Source organism: Variovorax sp. GW821-FHT10B04 (assembly GCF_059415645.1).
The window spans coordinates 121658-140383 of sequence record NZ_JBWKNQ010000015.1; the positions used below are offsets into that span (position 1 = coordinate 121658).

Consider the following 18726-nt stretch of genomic DNA (forward strand, 5'->3'; position numbering starts at 1 on the left):
GCCACATCACAAGGATCGACATGGTCGAACAGATAGTCGTCAACGGCCTCCTCGCGGGCCTCATCTACGTCATCATGGCGCTGGGCTTTACGCTGATCTTCGGCATCATGCGTATCGTCAACTTCGCCCACGGCGAGTTCTACATGCTGGGTGCGGTGATCGTGCTTTTTCTCTTCGGCGCGCTCGGGTGGCCCTTCTTCGTCGCGGTCGCGGCCGGTGGCCTTCTGTGCGCGGTGCTGGGGGTCGTGGTTGAGCGTGCGCTGTTCCGACCGCTCGTCGGCGAGGAGCTCCCGGGCATGATCATGTCGCTGGCGATCGGCATCATCCTGCAGTCGCTCGCATTGCTCGCATACGGACCGGCAGAGCAGACGATGTCGCGTCCATTCTCCGGCACGTGGAACCTCGGGAATGCCGTGGTGCCGTGGGACCGTACCATCGTCGCGCTCTCAGCGCTGATCATCCTCGCGGCCTTCTATCTCTTCCTGAAGTTCTCGCGGCTCGGCTTGGCGATGCAGGCCGTTGCGCAGGACCCGGAGACGTCGAGTCTGATGGGTGTCGAATCCGGCTCAATCTATGCCTCCGCGTTCGGCATCGCATGCTTGCTCGCCGGGCTGGCAGGCGGGCTGATGGCGCCTGTCTACACGATCGGGCCGTACATGGGTGAGCTGCCCATGCTGAAGGCCTTCGTCGTGGTGATCCTCGGCGGCCTGGGCAGCGTGCCCGGCGCCATGCTGGGCGGGTTGCTCATGGGGCTGAGCGAGTCCGTTCTCGCGACGCTGCTCGATTCCACTGCCGCGCTGATCGCATCCTTCGTGATCGTGCTGATGGTCGTGGTGATGCGACCTAACGGCCTCATGGGAAGGAGTGTGCGATGAAGTCGGCCATCATCTTCGCCGGGATCGCCGTGCTGGCGCTGGCGCCGTGGGCATTCGACAGCCGCTACGTGTTTCACATCACCACGATGATTGCCATCATGATTCCGATGGCCCTCGGCCTGAACCTGATGATGCGCATCGGCCAGCTCTCGCTGGCACAGCCCGCCTTCATGGGCCTGGGCGCTTACGGTAGCGCGCTGCTCACCATGCGCCTTGGCGTGCCTCCGGTGCTGGCGCTCCTGGCCAGCGCCCTGCTCGCGGCGGGGCTCGCCACCTTGGCAGGCCGGGTCTTCTTGCGAACCAAGGGCGTGTACTTCGTGCTGCTGACCTATGCATTCGGTCAGATCATCAACCTGGTCTTCCAGGAGTGGACGTCGCTCTTCGGTGGCAACAGCGGCCTGTACGGCATTCCGAAATTCTCGCTGTTGGGCATGCGACTGACGCAGGTGAGCCAGTACTACGTGCTGGCGCTCTTCTTCGCGGCGCTCGCATTCGCGGCGATGCGGGCGATCGAGCGCTCGGACATCGGCGCGATCTTCCAGTCGCTCAACGAGGACGAGATGCTGAGCCGTTCGCTAGGCTCCAACGCGCTCTCCTGGCGTATCGCAGCCTTCACGTTCAGCGCGTTCCTGGCAGGGATCAGTGGCGGCATATATGCCTTCTACATCGGCTTCCTTTCACCCGACCCGTTCGGCTTTCGCGCATCGGTCGACCTCATCGTCATCAACGCGATCGGCGGGGTCAGCTCGGTGCTCGGCCCGCTGCTCGGCGCCATCGTCGTGGTACCGCTGCCGGAGCTGCTGCGCGACGCCCGTCAGTACCAGCTTCTGATCTACGGGCTGTGCCTGATCGTCTTCCTCATCTTCATCAAGCAGGGACTCGTGTCGCTAATCGACCGTCCCAGGAGAACCACGCGATGAGCAACCTGCTCGAGGTTCAGCGACTGACCCGCCGCTTCGGCGGACTGACGGCCGTCTCGGACGTTTCCTTCACCGTGAAGAAGGCCGAAATCTTCGGCATCATCGGTCCCAACGGCGCCGGCAAGACGACGCTCTTCAACGTGATCGCCGGCCACTTTCCGCCCAGCGCGGGGACCGCGATGTTCGAAGGACAGGACATCTCCGGCGAATCCAGCGATGCGATCGGGCGGCGCGGCATCGCGCGGACCTTCCAGGCCGTCCACGTGTTCGACCAGCAGTCAGTCGCCGAGAACCTGCGCCGTGCCGACGTGATGGCGCGCCGGCATGATCCGTTCAGCTACTTCACCAACCGCCGCAAGCGCGGCGGGACGGACTTGCACGAGGTCGCCCGCTTCATCGGTCTGGCCGAGCTGCTGGACGTGCCGGCAGGCAGCCTCTCCTACGGACTACAGAAGATCCTGGGCATCGGCATGGCCATGATGGCCGAGCCCAAGCTGCTGCTGATGGACGAGCCCGCCGCAGGGCTCAACCCATCCGAGAAGAAAGAAGCTGGCGCGCTCATCCGCAAGCTGCGCGACGAACTTGGGATGACCGTGTTGCTGGTGGAGCACGACATGCCGCTCGTCATGGGCATCTGCGACCGCATCCTGGTGATCAACCAGGGCAAGCCGATCGCGCTTGGCACGCCGGCAGCCGTGAAGGCGGATGCTGCCGTCATAGACGCCTATCTGGGAGAAGACTATGAATTTGCTTGAAACCGATGGGCTCTGCGTCGACTACGGCGGTGTGCATGCGCTGCGCGACGTTTCAATCAGGGTGCCCGAGAAGCGCGTCGTGGCGGTGATCGGTGCGAACGGCGCGGGCAAGTCGACGCTGCTGAAAACGATGGCTGGCTTGGTGCGCCAGAGCAGCGGCACGGTACGCCTCGAAGGCCAGGATATTTCCAGCCTGCGGACGCACGAACGGCTGGACCGCGGCATCGTGCTGTGTCCGGAAGGCCGACGGCTGTTTCCCGACCTCACGGTGTACGAGAACATCCGGATGGGGGCCTACCGGATGCGCGACAAGGCTCAGTTCCGCCAGCGACTTGAACTGCTGCACGATGCCTTTCCGCGCGTTGCCGAACGGCGCAACCAGGTCGCTTCAAGCCTGTCCGGTGGCGAGCAGCAGATGGTTGCGATCGCGCGGGCACTGATCAGCCAACCGCGCATTCTGATGCTCGACGAGCCGACGCTGGGGCTCGCACCCAAGCTGATCCTCGAGGTTGCGCGACTCGTCCAGCGGATCAACCGGGAGGGTGTCACGGTCGTCATCGTCGAGCAGAACGCCAAGCTGGCGCTGAAGATCTCGGACCATGCCTTCGTGCTGGAGACCGGTTCGGTGACGTTGGAGGGAACGAGTGCCGATCTGCTGCTGAGCGACAAGGTGCAGGGCGCGTATCTGGGTGCATCGGCCGAGGCACAGACCGTCGCGGCATAGCTGGCGGTGACGGGGGTGCCGACCGGCACAACCCGCCCCGCCGACATCACTGACGGCGACTCAGTCGTAGACCTGCCGGAAGTTCGCGAGGCTGGCCAGTTCCGCGAGATCGTGCGGCTTCGGCACCTCGTGCAGCGCCGTAAGCTCGATGCCGCCGACCACATGACCCGGATAGAGGTCGCGCACCTTCGGATCGTGGCCAGGGACGATGCGCTCAACGGCGCCGGCGATGGCCATCAATCCGTCGTACGACCGCAGGGCCTCGCCCAGGTCGACCGTCCCGACGAAAGACTCGCGCCGCAGGAAGTTGGCGTAGAAGTGGCTGATGTCAGAAGCCAGCACGACGGGACCGCGCGGTGTGACCACCCGGACGGCCTGCATGCCCGGTGTGTGGCCGGGCAGTACGTGCAGGCTGATCCCCGGCAACGGTGCCGCGTCGCCGTCATGGAAGCGCACGCGATCTGCGAACGTGTGACGGATGAAGGTCACCACGTCTTCGACGTCGAAAGGTGCACGCTGGTGTTGGTCGCACATGCAACGTCCGGTCGCGAATCCGATCTCGGCCTGCTGAAGATGAAAGCGAGCCTTGCCGAAGCGGTCCATGTTGCCGGCATGGTCGTAGTGAAGATGTGTGATGACGATATCCTCGATCGCGTCCGGGTCGATTCCGACGCGGGACAACGCATCGATGGGATCGACGAGCAGCGGCCTGCCGCGCTGAGCCGCCGCGCGCTGGCCGAAGCCGGTGTCGACCAGCACCGTACGGTGCGCGTTGCGCAGAATCCAGATGTTGTAGTCGAGCGGCATCGGCCCGTCGTGAACGTCGCGGGCCAGCAGGTTCTGGCGTGCATTGCGCGCGAGCCTCGCATAGCGCAACGAAAAGACCTGGTAGACGCCATCGGCGAGCGACCCCGCGTCCGGCAGCACGGGCATGTCGGCCATAGTCAGTGAGTTCCGTGTGGCACTTCGCGGCGTGTCCGTCCGCACCGCGACCGGACCCGAGCAGCACGGGATTCAACCCGCATCCGCGACGCGTTCAATCGATGAGCTTGCGTTCCTTCAGCACCTCTTCCGCCACACGGAAGGCCTCGCCGGCGGCGGGCAGGCCGCAGTACACGGCGGTCTGCAGGAGAATGTCCTGCAGCTCGTCGACCGTGCAGCCATTGTTGAGCGCACCTTCCAGATGGACGCGCAGCTGGGATGGACGATTGAGCGCGGTGAGCATCGCGATGTTGAGGATGCTTCGCAGCTTGCGGTCGATTCCGTTGCGAGCCCACACCCTCCCAAAGCACACTTCCTCCGAGTAGGCGTTGAGTACGGCGTTGAACGAATTCTGCTTCTTGTCCTTCGACTCGAGATACGCTGCGCCCATGAGTTCGCGCATGATCTGGCGGCCGGTTTCCTTGGTATCCATTTCAGTCTCCATGTCCAGTTGAAGTATCGGTGGCGGATGGCGTGCACTCGCTCAGTTCAGCACGAACAGGCGTTCCTCCGTCATGTCTCGAATCGAGAACTTCGGGCCTTCGCGCCCCATGCCGCTGTCCTTCACGCCGCCGTAGGGCATCTGATCCGAGCGCCAGCGCGACGTGCCGTTGACGATCACGCCGCCTGTGCGGATCGTCTTGATGGCAGACAGCGCCAGGTCGAGCGAATTGGTGTAGATGCCGCACTGCAGGCCGTACGGGCTGTCGCTGATCGACTGGAACAGCGGAGCCACGTCCTCGTAGGACTGTATGGTCATGGCCGGCCCGAAGATCTCCTCGCAGACCACGTCCATGTCTGGCCGCACGTCGGTCAGGATAGTGCCGGCCAGCTGCGCGCCATTGCGCTCACCGCCGCGCAGTGTGCGCGCACCGCCACCGATGGCGCGCGCGATCATGCCTTCGACGCGCAGCGCCGCCTGCTCGTCGATCAGCGTGCCGACCTCGGTAGTCGCATCCATCGGATCACCGAAGCGGATCGTGTCCATCTCGCGGCAGACCGCCTCGACAAAGCCGTCATGCACCGCCTTGTGGACGAAGACGTTCTGCACGGACACGCAGCTCTGGCCAGCGAGCGCCACGGCATTGCGTGCACAGGCCTTGGCGGCTGCGGCGACATCGGCGTCCCGGTGCACGAACGTCGGGCCCACGCCGCCGAGTTCGAGCGCAACGCGCTTCATGCCGACCGCATCGCGGATCTTCTTGCCGACTGGAATCGACCCGGTGAAGCTCACGAAGTCGATGCGTCGGTCACTCACGAGCTGCGGTGCCACCACGTCGCCATAGAGGGTGTTGATGGCACCGACGGGTATACCGGCCTCCAGCACCGCCTCGATCAGCTTGTGTACGCAGAGCGGGGCCTTTGGCGACGGCTTGAGCACCACACTGTTGCCCGCGGCCAGCGCCGGACCGAGCTTGTGGATGGCCAGATTCACAGGTCCGTTGAAGGGCGTGATGGCTGCCACCACGCCGACCGGGAAGCGCATCAGCATCGCGATCTTGCCGGCACCGACGGCACTCGCATCCATCGGTATGTGCTCGCCCTGGATTCGCACAGCTTCTTCCGCGCAAAGCCTGAGCAGCTCCGACGAGCGCTGCGCTTCCACGCGTGAGTCGCGCAGGGCCTTGCCGGTCTCGCGTGTCATGGCCAATGCAATGTCTTCGGCGCGGGCGCTAACCGCATCGGCGGCGCGGCGCAGCATGGCGGCACGCTCATGGCCAGGCATGTCAGCCATGGTCTTGCTGGCCTTGCGAGCCGCCTCGATCGCGTCTTCGCAGTCGCGGAGAGTCGACACCGGCGCATGGGCGACGACGCCGCCTCGGTAGGGGTCGCGGACTTCCTGGGACTGTTCCGCGTCGCGCCACTGGCCGCCGATGTACATGCGGATGCGTTCGGGCTCGGGCCTGCTGTTCTGCTGGTTCATATGCGTGGATTCCTGAATGAGATGCGGATGGCGCGCACGCGTCACGAAGCGCGGTGCGGAAAGCGGAGGATGGTGCGTGCCGCCGGCAGCGGGCGGCTGGCGCAGATGCGTGCGATGGTCATGTTTCTTGTCTCGCAATCACGGAACGCGCATGCACTGCGCGAGGCCATGTGTTCTTGTTGCGAGGCAGTGTAGGAATCACGGCTGCCGCCGGTCCATGGCTATTTTCGGGACTCGGTGTCCACGATTTCCGAATGCGCCAACGGGCGCGTCCACTTGCACCCGCTCAGGTCTGCAGCGCGCCGTGCGCAGGCGTGATGACCATATGGGGCCAGACCTGGGTGGCAGCCGCGACGAAGGCGCCGATCAGGGGGTCGTTGCGACGACTGGCCACATGGGCCATGAAGAGCGGGTAATCGGCATGCGCGATGGGCGACACCGCGAGCAGGCCACGCTCCAACCCCGGCTTGACGTGCTCCTCTCGCATCAGCATGAGTCCGACGCCGGCCTCGAGCATGGCTCGCCCGAGCGTCGCGTTGTCGAATCGCGCGACGGCATTGAGCTCAAGCCCGCGCTCATCGAAGAGTTCGCGCAGCATGGCCGAGTAAGCCAGGCTGCTGCCGGTCGGGCATATCCACGGCATGCTGGCCAACTCCGCCCAGTTCGCGCTTTCGATGCGCTCCTTCCACGCAATGGGCCCCGCGACACGGAACGGGATGGTGTTCACCTGGTAGTAGGTAAAGCCCGGGTTGGTCGGCCGTCCCAGCAGCAGCCCCACGTCGAACTCGCCGGTCTTCAGACCTTCCTGCGCGCCATGGGAAGGCCGCGCCCGCAGGTCGACGTTGATGAGCGGATGCCCCGCGCGCAGCACGGCGACCACTTCACCGATACGGCTCGATGCCGGGTCGCTGGTCGAGCCGATGACCAGGTTGCCCTCGATCTTGCCGTGGATTTCGCGCGCGAAGGAGGTGAAGAGCGTGGCCTCGTTGAGCAATGCCTTTGCCTTGACCAGCAACAGCTGACCCGCTCGGGTCAGCTCCAGGCTGCGATTGGTGCGGACGAAGAGCTGCGTTCCGAGACTCTCTTCGACCGCGCGCACATGAGCGCTGGCAGCGGACTGGCTGACATGCAGACGCTCGGCGGCGCGCGTCAGATGCTGCTCCTCCGCCACTGCAACGAAGGTCCGCAGTTGGACGAGATCGATCAGCATGGTGTTTCCTGTTGAACCGGTTTGAAACGCTCCGCAACCGGGACGGTGGCAGCGAGCGGGTGCCTGCACGCCACATGGGATCGTTCGCGAATCGAGCATGCGGCGTCCTGAAAAAAGCCATGGACCCCACGTATCGCTGCTTCCTACACTGACCCCATACACAGAGATCCAGCACCTGGCTGGTTCGAGGCGACCCAAGGGCAACCTCGAAAACCGGAGACAACAAATGGTAGCGTCCAACAGCCTTGATGGAACCGGGATCAGTTCCGGAAGTTCCGTCGGCGGCGTCGCAAGCGACGCTGCACACGGGGAAGATTTTGCAGCGATCCTCGCCCGCTTCGCATGCGGTATTTCCCTCGAACTGCTTCCGGCGAATGTGATCGCGGCCGCACAGATGAATGTGCTGGACACGCTGACCTGTGCAGCCGCGGGCTCCAGCGCTGCGGGCGCGGCGGAACTCCGCGGACTCGCGATCGAATGGGGCGGCACGGCGCAGGCTTCGACGCTTGTCTTCGGCGACAAGGTGCCAGCCCACCATGCGGCCTGGGTCAACGGCACGATGGCCCATGCACGCGACTACGACGACACGCACGACGCCGCAGTGCTGCATGCTGGCGTGTCGGTGGTGCCCGCCGCGCTGGCCGCCGCAGAGTTACGCGGCGGTGTGAGCGGAGCGAACTTCATTGCCGCGGTCGCCGCTGGCCTGGAGACGATGTGCCGGATCGGTGTGGCAACGCAGATCGGAATCGTCGAGAGCGGCTACATGTACACCCCGCTGTTCGGCCACTTCGCGGCGACCGTGGCCGCGGGCCGCGTGCTCGAGCTCGACGAAGCGCAGATGGTCAACGCGATCGGCATCGCGTACTCGCAGGTGGCGGGAAACCATCAGGTCACACGCGATGGCGCACTCACCAAACGCATGCAGCCCGGTTTCGCTGCACAGTCCGCGCTGGTGTCTGTGCAGATGGCACGCCGCGGCGTGCGCGGTACGCAGGCAACTTTCGAAGGCGCCGACGGCTTCCTGCGCGTATACCTGCACGATCGCTGCGATCGCCACGCGCTGCGTGACGGACTCGGCGAACGCTACGAGTTCACCCGCCTGAGCTACAAGCCCTACCCATGCTGCCGGCTGAACCACAGTGGCATCGACGCGGCGCTCGCACTGCGCGTGCGGCACGGCATACAGGCCGACCAGATCCGGCAGGTGCGCGTGGGCGTAAACCACCAGGCACATCAAGCTGTGTGCACACCGATCGAGGTTCGCAAGACACCGCGCTCCGTCGTGCATGCGCAGTTCAGCCTGCCCTACACCGTCGCCGCTGCGCTGATCGACGGCGCAGTGCTGCTGAGCCATTTCGATGCGCGCTCGATCACTCGCCCCGACATCCTGGCACTCGCGCAGCGCGTCGATCCTCACGTGGACGAGCACATCGAACGCGACTGGGGTCGCAGCGTCTCCCCGGCGTCGATGCAGATCGAAATGCTCGACGGCACGGTCCATGCCCTGCAGGTGGACCTGCCGCTGGGTCACCCCGACAACCCGATGCCGGCTGCCACGCTTGACGCCAAGGCCGCTGACTGCTTCCATGCCGCCGCCCTGCCACTGGGGGACGACGCACCCGCACGACTGCGCCGAATGGTCGACGGCCTCGAGACGCTGGACGACGCCCGTCGGCTGATCGATGCGCTGCGACCCGGCCAGTGAAGCCGGTGGACGCGAACACATATCAAGGAGACAACTAAATGACCTTCATCCGCTCGATACGAAGGCTCGCGATCGCGGCCTGCGCTGCAGCTGTACTAGCACCCTGCCTCGCGGCACAGGCGACCTGGCCCGACAGGCCCATCAAACTCATCGTGCCTTTCGCGCCTGGCGGCAGCAACGACAACATCGCTCGCTTGATTGCCGTAAAACTGGGCGAGCGGCTCGGCCAACCCATCGTGGTGGACAACCGCGGTGGCGCGGGCGGCACCATCGGCACGGACGTCGTCGTGCGCTCGCCTGCGGATGGCTATACGCTGCTTTTCGCATCGAGCTCCATCACGACCAATGCGTCGATCGGCAAGAAGCTCAGCTACGACCCGATCAAGGATCTCGCGCCGATCGGCGAAATCGGCGCCGGCCCCTTCGTCATCGTCGTCGCGAACGAGGTCAAGGCGAAGTCGCTGCGCGAGCTGATCGACCTCGCGCGCGCCAAGCCGCGCAGCATCGGCTACGGCTCGGCAGGCATCGGCGGGCTCAACCACTTGGGCACAGAGCTGTTCGCCTCCGAGGCAAAGATCGAGCTGCTGCACGTTCCTTACAAGGGTATCTCGCTCGCCTTCACCGACCTGATGGCCGGCAACCTGCAGATGCTGCTGCCAAGCCTCGCGTCGGCCGTGCCGCAGATCCGTGCCGGCGCGATGCGCGGACTGGCTGTGACCAGCACGCAGCGCTCCCCGCTAGCACCCGACATCCCGACCACGGCCGAGGCGGGGTTGCCCGGCTTCCAGCTCGAAGTGTGGTGGGGGCTGGTCGGACCGGCACGGCTACCGGCACCGGTCGTGAAGCGGCTGAACGACGATCTCAATGCGGTGCTGCGTCTGCCCGACGTCATCGCATTGCTGGCGCGCGAAGCCGCCACCGCGAAGCCTGGCTCGCCCGAAGCGTTCGGCACGCTGGTCCGCGACGACTTCGCGCGCTGGACGCAGCTGACGAAAAACCTCCACATCGAGACGGAATGAACTGACATGCTCAAGACGATTACCCTGGACCGGCTGCGCATGGCCGATCATCTGAAGGCGCACGATGTGGTCGGCTGGCCACAAGGCCCCGGCGAGCCCCTGGCGCTGACGGAGGCGCTGGTGGCCCAGCGCGCAGAACTGGCGCCGACCGCACTGCTGTTCGGCCTGAGTGCATCGGCCACGCTGCGCCCGGAACTGGCCGACCGCTTCAGCTTTCGTGCGCTCAACGGCGCGGGCGGAAGCCGGCGCGTTACCGCGCTGGCCGAACTCTACCCAAGCCATGTGAGCATGCTCCCGTCGCTTTTGCGCGATGGTGTGATCCGCGCGGATGTCGTGCTGATCCAGGTCCGGCCGCTGCCGGACGGCAGCTTCACGCTCGGCATCATCTGTGACTTCACCCAGGCCTTGATCCAGCAGGCGAGACTGGTGATCGCGCTGCTCAATCCCGCCCTGCCCGCACTGGGCGGCGACGCGATGGTCGACGCGGCCGACATCGACCTGCTCGTGGAGAGCGACGAGCGCCTGATCGACATGCCCGACCCGGAGCCAACAGCCGTGGAGACGGAGGTTGCCCGGCAGGTGGCCGCGCTGGTGCCCAACCGGGCCACCGTACAGCTCGGCGTCGGCACGCTGCCGGTGGCGGTGGCCCGCGCGCTGTCGGGGCACCGCGAACTCGGCGTTCACAGCGGTGTGGTGTCCGACGTGTTGGTCGATCTGGTCGAACAGGGCGTGGTCACCAACGCACACAAGGGGCGCGACGGCGGCCGCACCGTCACCGGCGGCTTGTTCGGCACGCAGCGCCTGCGCGACTTCGCGGTGCGCTCTCGCGCGGTCGAACTGCGTAGCGCGGAATACACCCACCACATCGGCGTTACGGCGTCGCTGTCGCGCTTTCACACCATCAATTCGGCGATCGAGATCGATCTGACGGGGCAGGCCAACGCAGAGGTTGCGGGTGGACGCTACCTTGGCGCCGTCGGCGGCCAAGTGGACTTCGTGCGCGGCGGCGTGGCGTCGACCGGTGGAAGGTCGATCCTCGCGTTTCCGTCGACCACGCCAGACGGAAAGCATTCACGCATCGTCGCAAGCCTGGGCGATCGCCCGGTCACCACTGCGCGAAGCGACGTTGACGTGATCGTGACCGAGCATGGTGTGGCGCATCTGCGCGGCGTCTCGCTGCAGGAGCGTGCCCGCCGTCTGGCGGCCATCGCGCACCCCGATCATCGGGACGCGCTGCTGCGCGCCGCGTCCGGCGAAGCCAGGGAGCGTGTATGAGCCAGGACCTATTTCTCGATGCGCTCGGTGCCGGCGTCTTCCAGATCCGGCTGGAACGCCCGGAACGCATGAACGCGCTGGGCGTCGCCACTGTCGCCGCACTGCAGCAGGCCGTGGCCGATGCCGTTGCGCAGCAAGCGCGCGTGCTGCTGCTGCGCGGCAGCGGCCGAGCCTTCTGCGCCGGCGCCGACCTCAAGGAACGCAAGGGCATGGATCTCGCAGCCCGCATGGCGCACAACGCAGGCATCAATGCCGCAGTGAACGCCGTGGCCGGCATGCGCTGCGTGACCGTCGCAGTGCTCAACGGACTTGCGCTGGGCGGCGGCCTCGAGCTCGCGCTGGGCTGCGACCTTCGCATCGCCTCCTCCGGCATCACGCTGGGCCTGACCGAGAGCCGCGTCGGCGCCTTCCCCGGCGCGGGCGGCACACAACGGCTGCCGCGCCTGATCGGAGCCAGCCGCGCGCTGCACCTGATGTTGTCCGGCGAGCCCGTTACCAGTGACTTCGCACTCGGCATCGGCCTGGTCAACGAGGTCGTGGTGCCCGAAGCGCTCGATGCGCGGGCACTGGCCTTCGCTCAACTGCTGGCCAGCCGCTCGGCACCTGCCATGGCAGCCATCAAACGGCTGGTTCACCAGGGCATCGAGCGCCCGCTGGCCGACGGCCTCGCGCTGGAGCGTCAAGCGCTGCCCGCCATCCTCGGGTCGGACGACTACGCGGAGGGCCTCGCGGCCTTCGCGGAACGGCGACCGCCCCGTTTCACCGGCGTCGCGTGATGTCACCACACGCTTCAGCCACTTCGAATCCCCACGCCAACAGGCGTTCTCCGTTCACCCAAGGAACCACAGCATGAGCACCGAAAGACTCCTCCTCACAGAAGAACAACGCGCCTTGATCGGCACCGTCCGCACCCTGGCCAAGGACATGGACTTCAAGGGAAATTCCATCAAGTACCTGGATGGCACTTACCCCTGGGACAACCTCAACGCCCTGGCCAGGATCGGCGTACTGGGCATGTCGGTTCCTGAAGAGTACGGGGGCTCGAACTTCCGCGTGTTCGAGACGGCACTGGTCATGGAAGAGGTCGCGAAGCATTGCTACGCCACCGCCATGGCGCTGATGGGCATGGTCGGCGTGCAAGTCCGCGTGATCAGCACCTACGCGCCGGAAAGCATGAAGCGCGACATCCTGCCCAAGGTGTGCTCAGGCGAAGCCCACCTGGCCGTCTGCATGACGGAGCCGCATGCCGGTACCGATGTCCCAAACTACAAGACCAACACTGTCATCAACGGCGATCGCGCTGTGGTGAATGGCGTGAAGACGCTGATCAGCCGCGCGAACGAAGCGGAATGGTTTGTGGTCTTCACCCGCATCAACGGCACACCTGGACGTCAAGGTATCGGCTGCGTGCTCGTGAACCGGCATACGCCGGGCTTCGAAGTGACAGCGCGCTACCACACCATGGGTGGAGAGTATCTGGCCGAGATCCAGTTCAACAACTGTGAGGTGCCGGCCGAGAACGTGGTCTTGCACGAGGGCGGCCTCAAGAAACTCATGGCGGCATTCAACACCCAGCGTTGCCTCAACCCCAGCGTATCGCTCGGCATGGCGGAGGCCGCATTCGAGGAAGCCATCAGCTATGTGCGCGAGCGCACGATCCGCGGCAATCCGGTCTCTGAGTTCCAGGGCATCCAGTGGAAGCTCGCCGAGATGTACCGCGACATCGAGGCCGGCCGCAGCCTGTTGTACCGCGCCTGCCTCACGGCCAATCCTTTTCCCGATCCCCACGACGCAGCCATCGCCAAGATGTTCGTCAACGAGATGGCGATCCGGGTGACGAACGAAGCGCTGCAGGTGCACGGCGGTTACGGCTTCACTGACGACTATCCGATCTCGCGCATCTACCGCGGCGTGCGCTACGGTACGCTGGGCGGCGGCGCGACCGAAGCGTTGAAGGATCTCGTGGGCAGGAAGCTGGTTGCAGACTTCGACCCAGTCGACGGCTTCCTGTCGCAGGGCACGTTCTGATCATGCGTTCCCTGCTTTTCGTCCCCGGCCACGACGCGCGCAAGCTCGCCAAGGGACTCAACTGCGGCGCCGATGCGCTGATCCTCGATCTGGAGGATGCTGTGCCGCAGGCCGAGAAGGTGCGCGCACGCAGCGTGACCGCCGAGTTCGTGGCAGCACACAGCCAGCGGCTGCCGCTGTTCGTACGCATCAACGCACCGACCACCGGTCTGGCGCTTGACGATCTCGCCGCGGTGGTGCGCGCCCGACCGCACGGTATCATGCTGCCCAAGTGCGAAAGCGGCCGCGACGTGGCCCGCATCGCCGCATGGCTGTCGGCGCTCGAGGCGCGCGACGGCATCGCCGATGGCGTGGTGCGGATCCTGCCGATCGCGACCGAGAGCGCCGCAGCGCTTCTGGACATGGGCAGCTACGCTCGCGAGGCGGGAACGCGGCTGTGCGGACTGATGTGGGGCGGCGAAGATCTCGCCGCCGACCTCGGCAGCATCGCCAACCGCAATGTGCAGGGGCGCTACACCGCGCCCTTCGAACTTGCTCGCTCCCTCACGCTGCTCGGCGCGACGGCAGCACAGGTCGCGGCGGTCGACGCGGTGTACACGAACTTCCGCGATCCCGACGGTCTGCGCGCGGAAGCAGCCGAAGCACTTCGCGACGGCTTTTCGGCCAAGGCCGCGATCCATCCGGACCAGGTCGGCCCAATCAACGAAGCGTTTACGCCGTCGGCCCAGGACCTCGCCTGGGCACAACGTGTCATCGAGGTCTTCGCGCAGGCGCCGGACACGGCAATTGCCGTGCTCGACGGAAAGATGCTCGACCGACCGCACCTGCGCGCGGCACAGCGCGTGCTGTCACGCGCTGTGCGCGCACCGAATCCGGCCATTTCCCCTTGAAGAACCTGGAGGCTCCATGCCCTCGATCGAACCCACGGCCCACAGCGGCGGCCATGAACAGCCGCTCGCCGGCATCACCGTCATCGACCTCTCGCACGTCTACAACGGGCCCTACGCGACCTTTCTGATGGCAATGGCCGGCGCCACCGTCATCAAGGTCGAACCGTTTCAAGGCGAGCATCTGCGCAGCCGCGGTGACATGGGCGGCGCGGCCCTGCCCTTCGCGATGCTGAACTCCAACAAGCAACCCGTCACGCTGAACCTGAAGACCGAGCAGGGCCGCGAGCTGTTGCGAGAGATGGTCGCGCGCTCCGACATCCTTGTGGAGAATTTCGCGCCCGGCGTGATGGACCGGCTCGGCGTCGGCGCCGATGCGCTGCACGAAATCAATCCACGGCTGGTCTACGGCTCGAGCTCGGGTTACGGTAAGTCAGGTCCCTACCGCGACTACCCCGCCATGGATCTGGTGATGCAGGCGATGTGCGGCGTGATCGACTCGACCGGATTCCCCGATCAGCCACCGGTGAAGTCCGGCGCCGCCATCTGCGACTTCATGGCGGGCATTCACCTGTACGCGGCCATCATGACCGCGCTCTACGAACGCGAGCGAACAGGCAAGGGCCGCGTGGTCGAGGTGTCGATGCAAGACGCCACGTATGCGTCCCTCGCCTCGAATCTGGGCATGCTGCACGCGCGCGGTGCCGCTGCGCCGGCGCGCACCGGCAACCGGCACGGCGGGCTCGGCATTTCGCCGTACAACGTCTACCCGACGGCTGATGGCTACGTAGTGCTCAATGCACCGGGCGACCATCACTTTCGCGCGATCCTCGACGTGATGGGCCGGCCGGACATGAAAGACGACCCGCGCTTCATCAGCCGCACCGCGCGCGTCGAGAACTTCGCCGATGTGGATGCGCTGATCGAGCACTGGACCCGTACGCTGAGCCGCAACGACGTCGCTCAGCGCATGCTCGCAGCGAAGGTGCCTTGCGCGCCGGTGCGCAACCTGTCAGAAGTGATGCACGACGAGAACATGCATGCGCGCGGCAGCCTGCAATGGATCGACCATCCGGAGCTCGGCAACGTGGTGCTGCCGCACTCGCCGCTGGTCTTCGAGGGCAGCGAGCGACGCACGATCGAACCCAGCCTGCCACTCGGCGCGAGCAACCGCGCGATCTTCGGCCTGTGGCTCGGACACTCTCAGGAAGACTTGGCGACCTACGAGGCCGATGGCGTGATCGGACCAGCCCAGCGCGCTTCGCACTGACAGCATCGCCATGCCCCTGCCACCCGCAGCCCCACGCCGAGAACTGCACGACCGCCGGATCGCGCTGCAGGGCTATGTGCGCCAGGACGGACTGTACGACGTCGAGGCGCACATGGTGGACACGAAGACCGTTACGCTGGACCTGGCCGCTGGACGGCACATACCGGCGGGCGAACCGATCCACGAGATGGGCATACGCCTGGTGCTGACTTCGGCGTACGAAGTGGTCGAGGTGTTGGCTTGCATCGACGCTTCACCCTATGCCATCTGCGGCGAATCGACGCGCGCGCTGCAGTCGCTGAAGGGCCTGCGCATCGGGCCGGGCTGGTCCGCGGCGATCCGCGAACGCCTGGGCGGCCGAAAGGGCTGCACCCATCTCGCCGAACTTCTCAAGCCGCTGGCGACAGTCGCCTTCCAGACGCTGTGGCAGGTCCGCGAGCTCGCACCCTTGCCGGTCGACGGCAGCGGTCGACCGCGAAAGATCGACAGCTGCCACGCGTACGCGAGTGACCGCGAGGTGGTGCGCCAGCGGTGGCCCGGCCACTACGACGGACCGTGAGTACGCGGAGCCGGAGCACAGAAATCAGAGATACAAAGCTACAGAAGAAGGAGACAAACATGCAGAGAATCATTCAACGCCTCGTTGTCGCGGCCGCGTTGTCGACCATGGCACTGGGCGTCGCAAGAGCCGAGACGTATCCGAGCAAGCCGATACAGATCGTCATCACCAGCACGCCGGGCTCGGCATCGGACGCGATCACGCGACTGCTGGGAGTGGAGGTGACCAAGTCGCTCGGACAGCCGATCATCGTGATCAACAAGGCCAGTGCGGCCGGAACCATCGGCGCGGACTATGTCCGGCGCGCCCCACCCGATGGCTACACCCTCTTTTTCGGCGGCAACACCACGATGGCCGCCAACCTGTTCCTGGTGAAGAATCTGTCGTATGACCCGATCCGCGACTTCGAGCCGATCACGCAGGTCTCGGTTAATCCACTGCTGCTGGTTGTGCGTGCCAATCTGCCTGTCAAGTCGGTGAGCGAACTGGTGGCCTACGCGAAGCGCCGGCCCGGAGAGATGAACTACGGCGTCGGCAATGCCGGCGGCCGGGTGGCTGCGCAGTTGCTGCAGTCGATCACCGGCATGAAAGCGCAGGACATCTCGTTCAACGGCGCCTCGCAGGCCGCGCTGGACCTGGTGGCCGGCCGCCTGGACTTCATGATGGTCGATCCTTTGGTGGTCGATGCTTTCATCCAGCAAGGCACCCTCAGGCCGCTGGCCGTTACCTCGTCGGTACGGCTTCCGTCCATGCCGGCGACACCGACGATGCAGGAGGCAGGTGTGCCCGGCTACGACTATGCCTCGTGGCTCGGCTACTACGCGCCGCGAGGAACTCCGAAGGTCATCACAGACAAACTGAACACTGCCTTCGTGAAGGCCTTGGAGAGTGACGAAGCCAAGGCCTACTTCCATCGCATGGGCATGATCGGAAAGGCATCGACGCCGGCAGGCCTCGCCGCCTTCAACAAGGAGCAGATCACGTCCTGGGAGCGCTGGGTCAAGGAGGCGGGGATGGAGCCGCAGTGAAGCGGTGAGTGCGGGTCGCTGTGGAGTCGACTGGATCAACTTTTCACGCATCACGCATGACCAGTGCCGTGCGGGCCGATCGTCCGGCCAGGAGTGCCGATCTGCGTTGAGGCACGACGTCCCGCGGGAGCGCCGCACGGTACGCCAGCCGCGTCACTCGGTGACGAGCGGGCCATCCTGGTACTGCGCGTCCGTCACCGGCTCCATCCAGTCGACATTCTTGCCATCGACCATTTCGGTGATCGCCAGGTGGGACATGGCCGAGGTGGCAGACGCGCCGTGCCAATGGCGCTTTCTGCATGGACACCAAACGACATCGCCCGCGCGAATTTCAGTGCGCGGGCCACCCTCGCACTGGGTCCAGCCGACACCTGTGAGCACAGCCAGCGTCTGGCCGGCCGGATGGGTATGCCACACGGTGCGGGCACCGGGCTCGAAGGTCACGATCGCGCCACCAGCGCGGCCATCTCCCTCGGCTTGGAAAGGGCTGTCGATCCGGACCGAGCCAGTGAACCAGGCGGCAGGGCCCTTGACGGATGGCTTCGAGCCGTTGCGGATGATTTTCATGGGTGTTCCTTTTGTTGCGTAGAAAGAATTTAGCGTCCATAGCCGCTCAGTACTAGATGGCAAAATAGGCAAACACCTATGCAGGAGCGCATCAATGGCCACGCAGGACCTGAACGATCTGGTCGCGCTGCTGACAGTTGCCCGGGAGCGGAGCTTTACTCGCGCAGCAACGCAGCTTGGCGTCTCCCAGTCCTCTTTGAGCCGAACGGTAACGGCTTTCGAGCAGAGACTCGGCATGCTCCTTCTCACTCGCACGACCCGCAGCGTCGCTCCGACAGAGGCCGGTCAGCGGCTGCTGGACTCCGTGACTCCAAAGCTCGAGGAGATCAAGGCGGAGCTGGAGGCGGTCGTGGAACTGCGGGAACGCCCCATCGGCACGGTGCGAATCACGGCCACGGACTACGCAGCCAACCAATACGTCTGGCCCAAGCTTCAACCACTTCTCCGCAAGCATCCTGAGTTGAAGGTGGAACTCATCAACGACTACGGGTTCTCCGACATCGTGGCGCAGCGGTTTGACATCGGCATCCGCCTAGGCGACCAAGTGGAGAAGGACATGATTGCGGCACGCATCGCACCAGATGAGACGATGGCGATCGTCGCTACTCGTGCGTACTTCCGCAAAAAGCCCGCTCCCAGGAAGCCGCACGACCTGACAGGCCACAACTGCATCAACCTCAGATATGCGACCAAGGATTCACTGATGCCCTGGGAACTGCGCAAAGGCAAACAGCAGGTCGAAGTCAAGGTCAATGGACAGCTGGTCTTCAACAATTCATACCAGATGCTCGATGCGGCCTTGAACGGCTTTGGCCTGGCATATCTTCCCAAGGCTCTCGCGCAGCCGTTCATCGAGGCAGGACGACTCGAATGGGTTCTTCAGGACTGGTTCCCGACGCTAACCGGGCATCACGCCTACTACCCTTCCAGGAGGCAGTCATCGCTCGCCGTGCGCCTGGCCATTGCCGCCCTGAGGGAGCCGGCACAGTTCTGATTGGA

The 18726-nt window shown here is 65.2% G+C and carries 19 protein-coding genes; 14 read left to right on the forward strand and 5 right to left on the reverse strand.

Features of this window, described 5'->3' with window-relative positions; all coding sequences use genetic code 11:
• Positions 1–20 precede the first annotated feature (20 nt).
• Genes AC07PZ_RS28125 through AC07PZ_RS28140 form a run of 4 tightly spaced genes read left to right on the forward strand, consistent with a single transcriptional unit; the run spans position 21 to position 3274 of the window.
• Positions 21–875: a branched-chain amino acid ABC transporter permease gene (locus AC07PZ_RS28125; protein ID WP_495298462.1), complete on the forward strand. Its 855-nt coding sequence runs from the start codon at positions 21–23 to the stop codon at positions 873–875.
• Positions 872–1795 carry a branched-chain amino acid ABC transporter permease gene (locus tag AC07PZ_RS28130; protein WP_495298463.1) on the forward strand — a complete coding sequence of 308 codons (924 nt, stop codon included), beginning with the start codon at positions 872–874 and terminating at the stop codon, positions 1793–1795. Before AC07PZ_RS28125 ends, AC07PZ_RS28130 begins: the two co-directional genes overlap by 4 nt.
• A complete protein-coding gene (locus AC07PZ_RS28135) occupies positions 1792–2550 on the forward strand; it encodes an ABC transporter ATP-binding protein (RefSeq protein WP_495298523.1) in 759 nt (252 codons plus the stop codon). The genes AC07PZ_RS28130 and AC07PZ_RS28135 overlap by 4 nt, the downstream gene beginning before the upstream one ends.
• On the forward strand, positions 2537–3274 hold the full coding sequence (locus AC07PZ_RS28140) for an ABC transporter ATP-binding protein (RefSeq protein WP_495298464.1): 738 nt from the start codon (positions 2537–2539) through the stop codon (positions 3272–3274). Before AC07PZ_RS28135 ends, AC07PZ_RS28140 begins: the two co-directional genes overlap by 14 nt.
• A gap of 60 nt (positions 3275–3334) precedes the next feature.
• On the opposite strand, the gene AC07PZ_RS28145 is transcribed toward AC07PZ_RS28140, so the two are convergent.
• From AC07PZ_RS28145 to AC07PZ_RS28160, 4 genes are all read right to left on the reverse strand, one after another.
• A complete protein-coding gene (locus AC07PZ_RS28145) occupies positions 3335–4216 on the reverse strand; it encodes an N-acyl homoserine lactonase family protein (protein WP_495298465.1) in 882 nt (293 codons plus the stop codon).
• Between the two features lie 94 nt (positions 4217–4310).
• Complete coding sequence (locus tag AC07PZ_RS28150) at positions 4311–4688, reverse strand: carboxymuconolactone decarboxylase family protein (protein WP_495298466.1); 378 nt, start codon at positions 4686–4688, stop codon at positions 4311–4313.
• Positions 4689–4739: 51 nt separating this feature from the next.
• Positions 4740–6179, reverse strand: a complete 1440-nt coding sequence (locus AC07PZ_RS28155) for an aldehyde dehydrogenase family protein (protein WP_495298467.1) — start codon at positions 6177–6179, stop codon at positions 4740–4742.
• Between the two features lie 286 nt (positions 6180–6465).
• Positions 6466–7389, reverse strand: coding sequence for a LysR family transcriptional regulator (locus tag AC07PZ_RS28160; RefSeq protein WP_495298468.1), 924 nt, complete (start codon positions 7387–7389; stop codon positions 6466–6468).
• A 97-nt stretch (positions 7390–7486) separates the two neighbouring features.
• Here AC07PZ_RS28160 and AC07PZ_RS28165 point away from each other — a divergent pair, with 97 nt between their 5' ends.
• The 9 genes from AC07PZ_RS28165 to AC07PZ_RS28205 all read left to right on the forward strand — a co-directional run bounded on the left by AC07PZ_RS28165 (position 7487) and on the right by AC07PZ_RS28205 (position 17160).
• A complete protein-coding gene (locus AC07PZ_RS28165) occupies positions 7487–9094 on the forward strand; it encodes an MmgE/PrpD family protein (RefSeq protein WP_495298469.1) in 1608 nt (535 codons plus the stop codon).
• 38 nt (positions 9095–9132) lie between these two features.
• Positions 9133–10113 carry a tripartite tricarboxylate transporter substrate binding protein gene (locus AC07PZ_RS28170; RefSeq protein ID WP_495298470.1) on the forward strand — a complete coding sequence of 327 codons (981 nt, stop codon included), beginning with the start codon at positions 9133–9135 and terminating at the stop codon, positions 10111–10113.
• Between the two features lie 6 nt (positions 10114–10119).
• On the forward strand, positions 10120–11388 hold the full coding sequence (locus tag AC07PZ_RS28175) for an acetyl-CoA hydrolase/transferase family protein (RefSeq protein ID WP_495298471.1): 1269 nt from the start codon (positions 10120–10122) through the stop codon (positions 11386–11388).
• Complete coding sequence (locus AC07PZ_RS28180; protein WP_495298472.1) at positions 11385–12164, forward strand: enoyl-CoA hydratase/isomerase family protein; 780 nt, start codon at positions 11385–11387, stop codon at positions 12162–12164. The genes AC07PZ_RS28175 and AC07PZ_RS28180 overlap by 4 nt, the downstream gene beginning before the upstream one ends.
• Before the next feature lie 73 nt (positions 12165–12237).
• Positions 12238–13416, forward strand: a complete 1179-nt coding sequence (locus AC07PZ_RS28185; RefSeq protein ID WP_495298473.1) for an acyl-CoA dehydrogenase family protein — start codon at positions 12238–12240, stop codon at positions 13414–13416.
• A gap of 2 nt (positions 13417–13418) precedes the next feature.
• On the forward strand, positions 13419–14306 hold the full coding sequence (locus tag AC07PZ_RS28190) for an HpcH/HpaI aldolase/citrate lyase family protein (protein WP_495298474.1): 888 nt from the start codon (positions 13419–13421) through the stop codon (positions 14304–14306).
• A gap of 16 nt (positions 14307–14322) precedes the next feature.
• Complete coding sequence (locus AC07PZ_RS28195) at positions 14323–15573, forward strand: CaiB/BaiF CoA transferase family protein (RefSeq protein ID WP_495298475.1); 1251 nt, start codon at positions 14323–14325, stop codon at positions 15571–15573.
• 10 nt (positions 15574–15583) lie between these two features.
• Positions 15584–16132 (forward strand): DUF2889 domain-containing protein, encoded by a 549-nt coding sequence (locus AC07PZ_RS28200; protein ID WP_495298476.1) that lies wholly within the window; start codon positions 15584–15586, stop codon positions 16130–16132.
• A 107-nt stretch (positions 16133–16239) separates the two neighbouring features.
• Positions 16240–17160: a Bug family tripartite tricarboxylate transporter substrate binding protein gene (locus AC07PZ_RS28205; RefSeq protein ID WP_495298477.1), complete on the forward strand. Its 921-nt coding sequence runs from the start codon at positions 16240–16242 to the stop codon at positions 17158–17160.
• A gap of 153 nt (positions 17161–17313) precedes the next feature.
• On the opposite strand, the gene AC07PZ_RS28210 is transcribed toward AC07PZ_RS28205, so the two are convergent.
• Entirely contained in the window at positions 17314–17727 is a 414-nt protein-coding gene (locus AC07PZ_RS28210; protein WP_495298478.1) for a (R)-mandelonitrile lyase, read from the reverse strand.
• A 94-nt stretch (positions 17728–17821) separates the two neighbouring features.
• Here AC07PZ_RS28210 and AC07PZ_RS28215 point away from each other — a divergent pair, with 94 nt between their 5' ends.
• Positions 17822–18721, forward strand: a complete 900-nt coding sequence (locus AC07PZ_RS28215; RefSeq protein ID WP_495298479.1) for a LysR family transcriptional regulator — start codon at positions 17822–17824, stop codon at positions 18719–18721.
• The last annotated feature ends 5 nt before the right edge of the window (positions 18722–18726 follow it).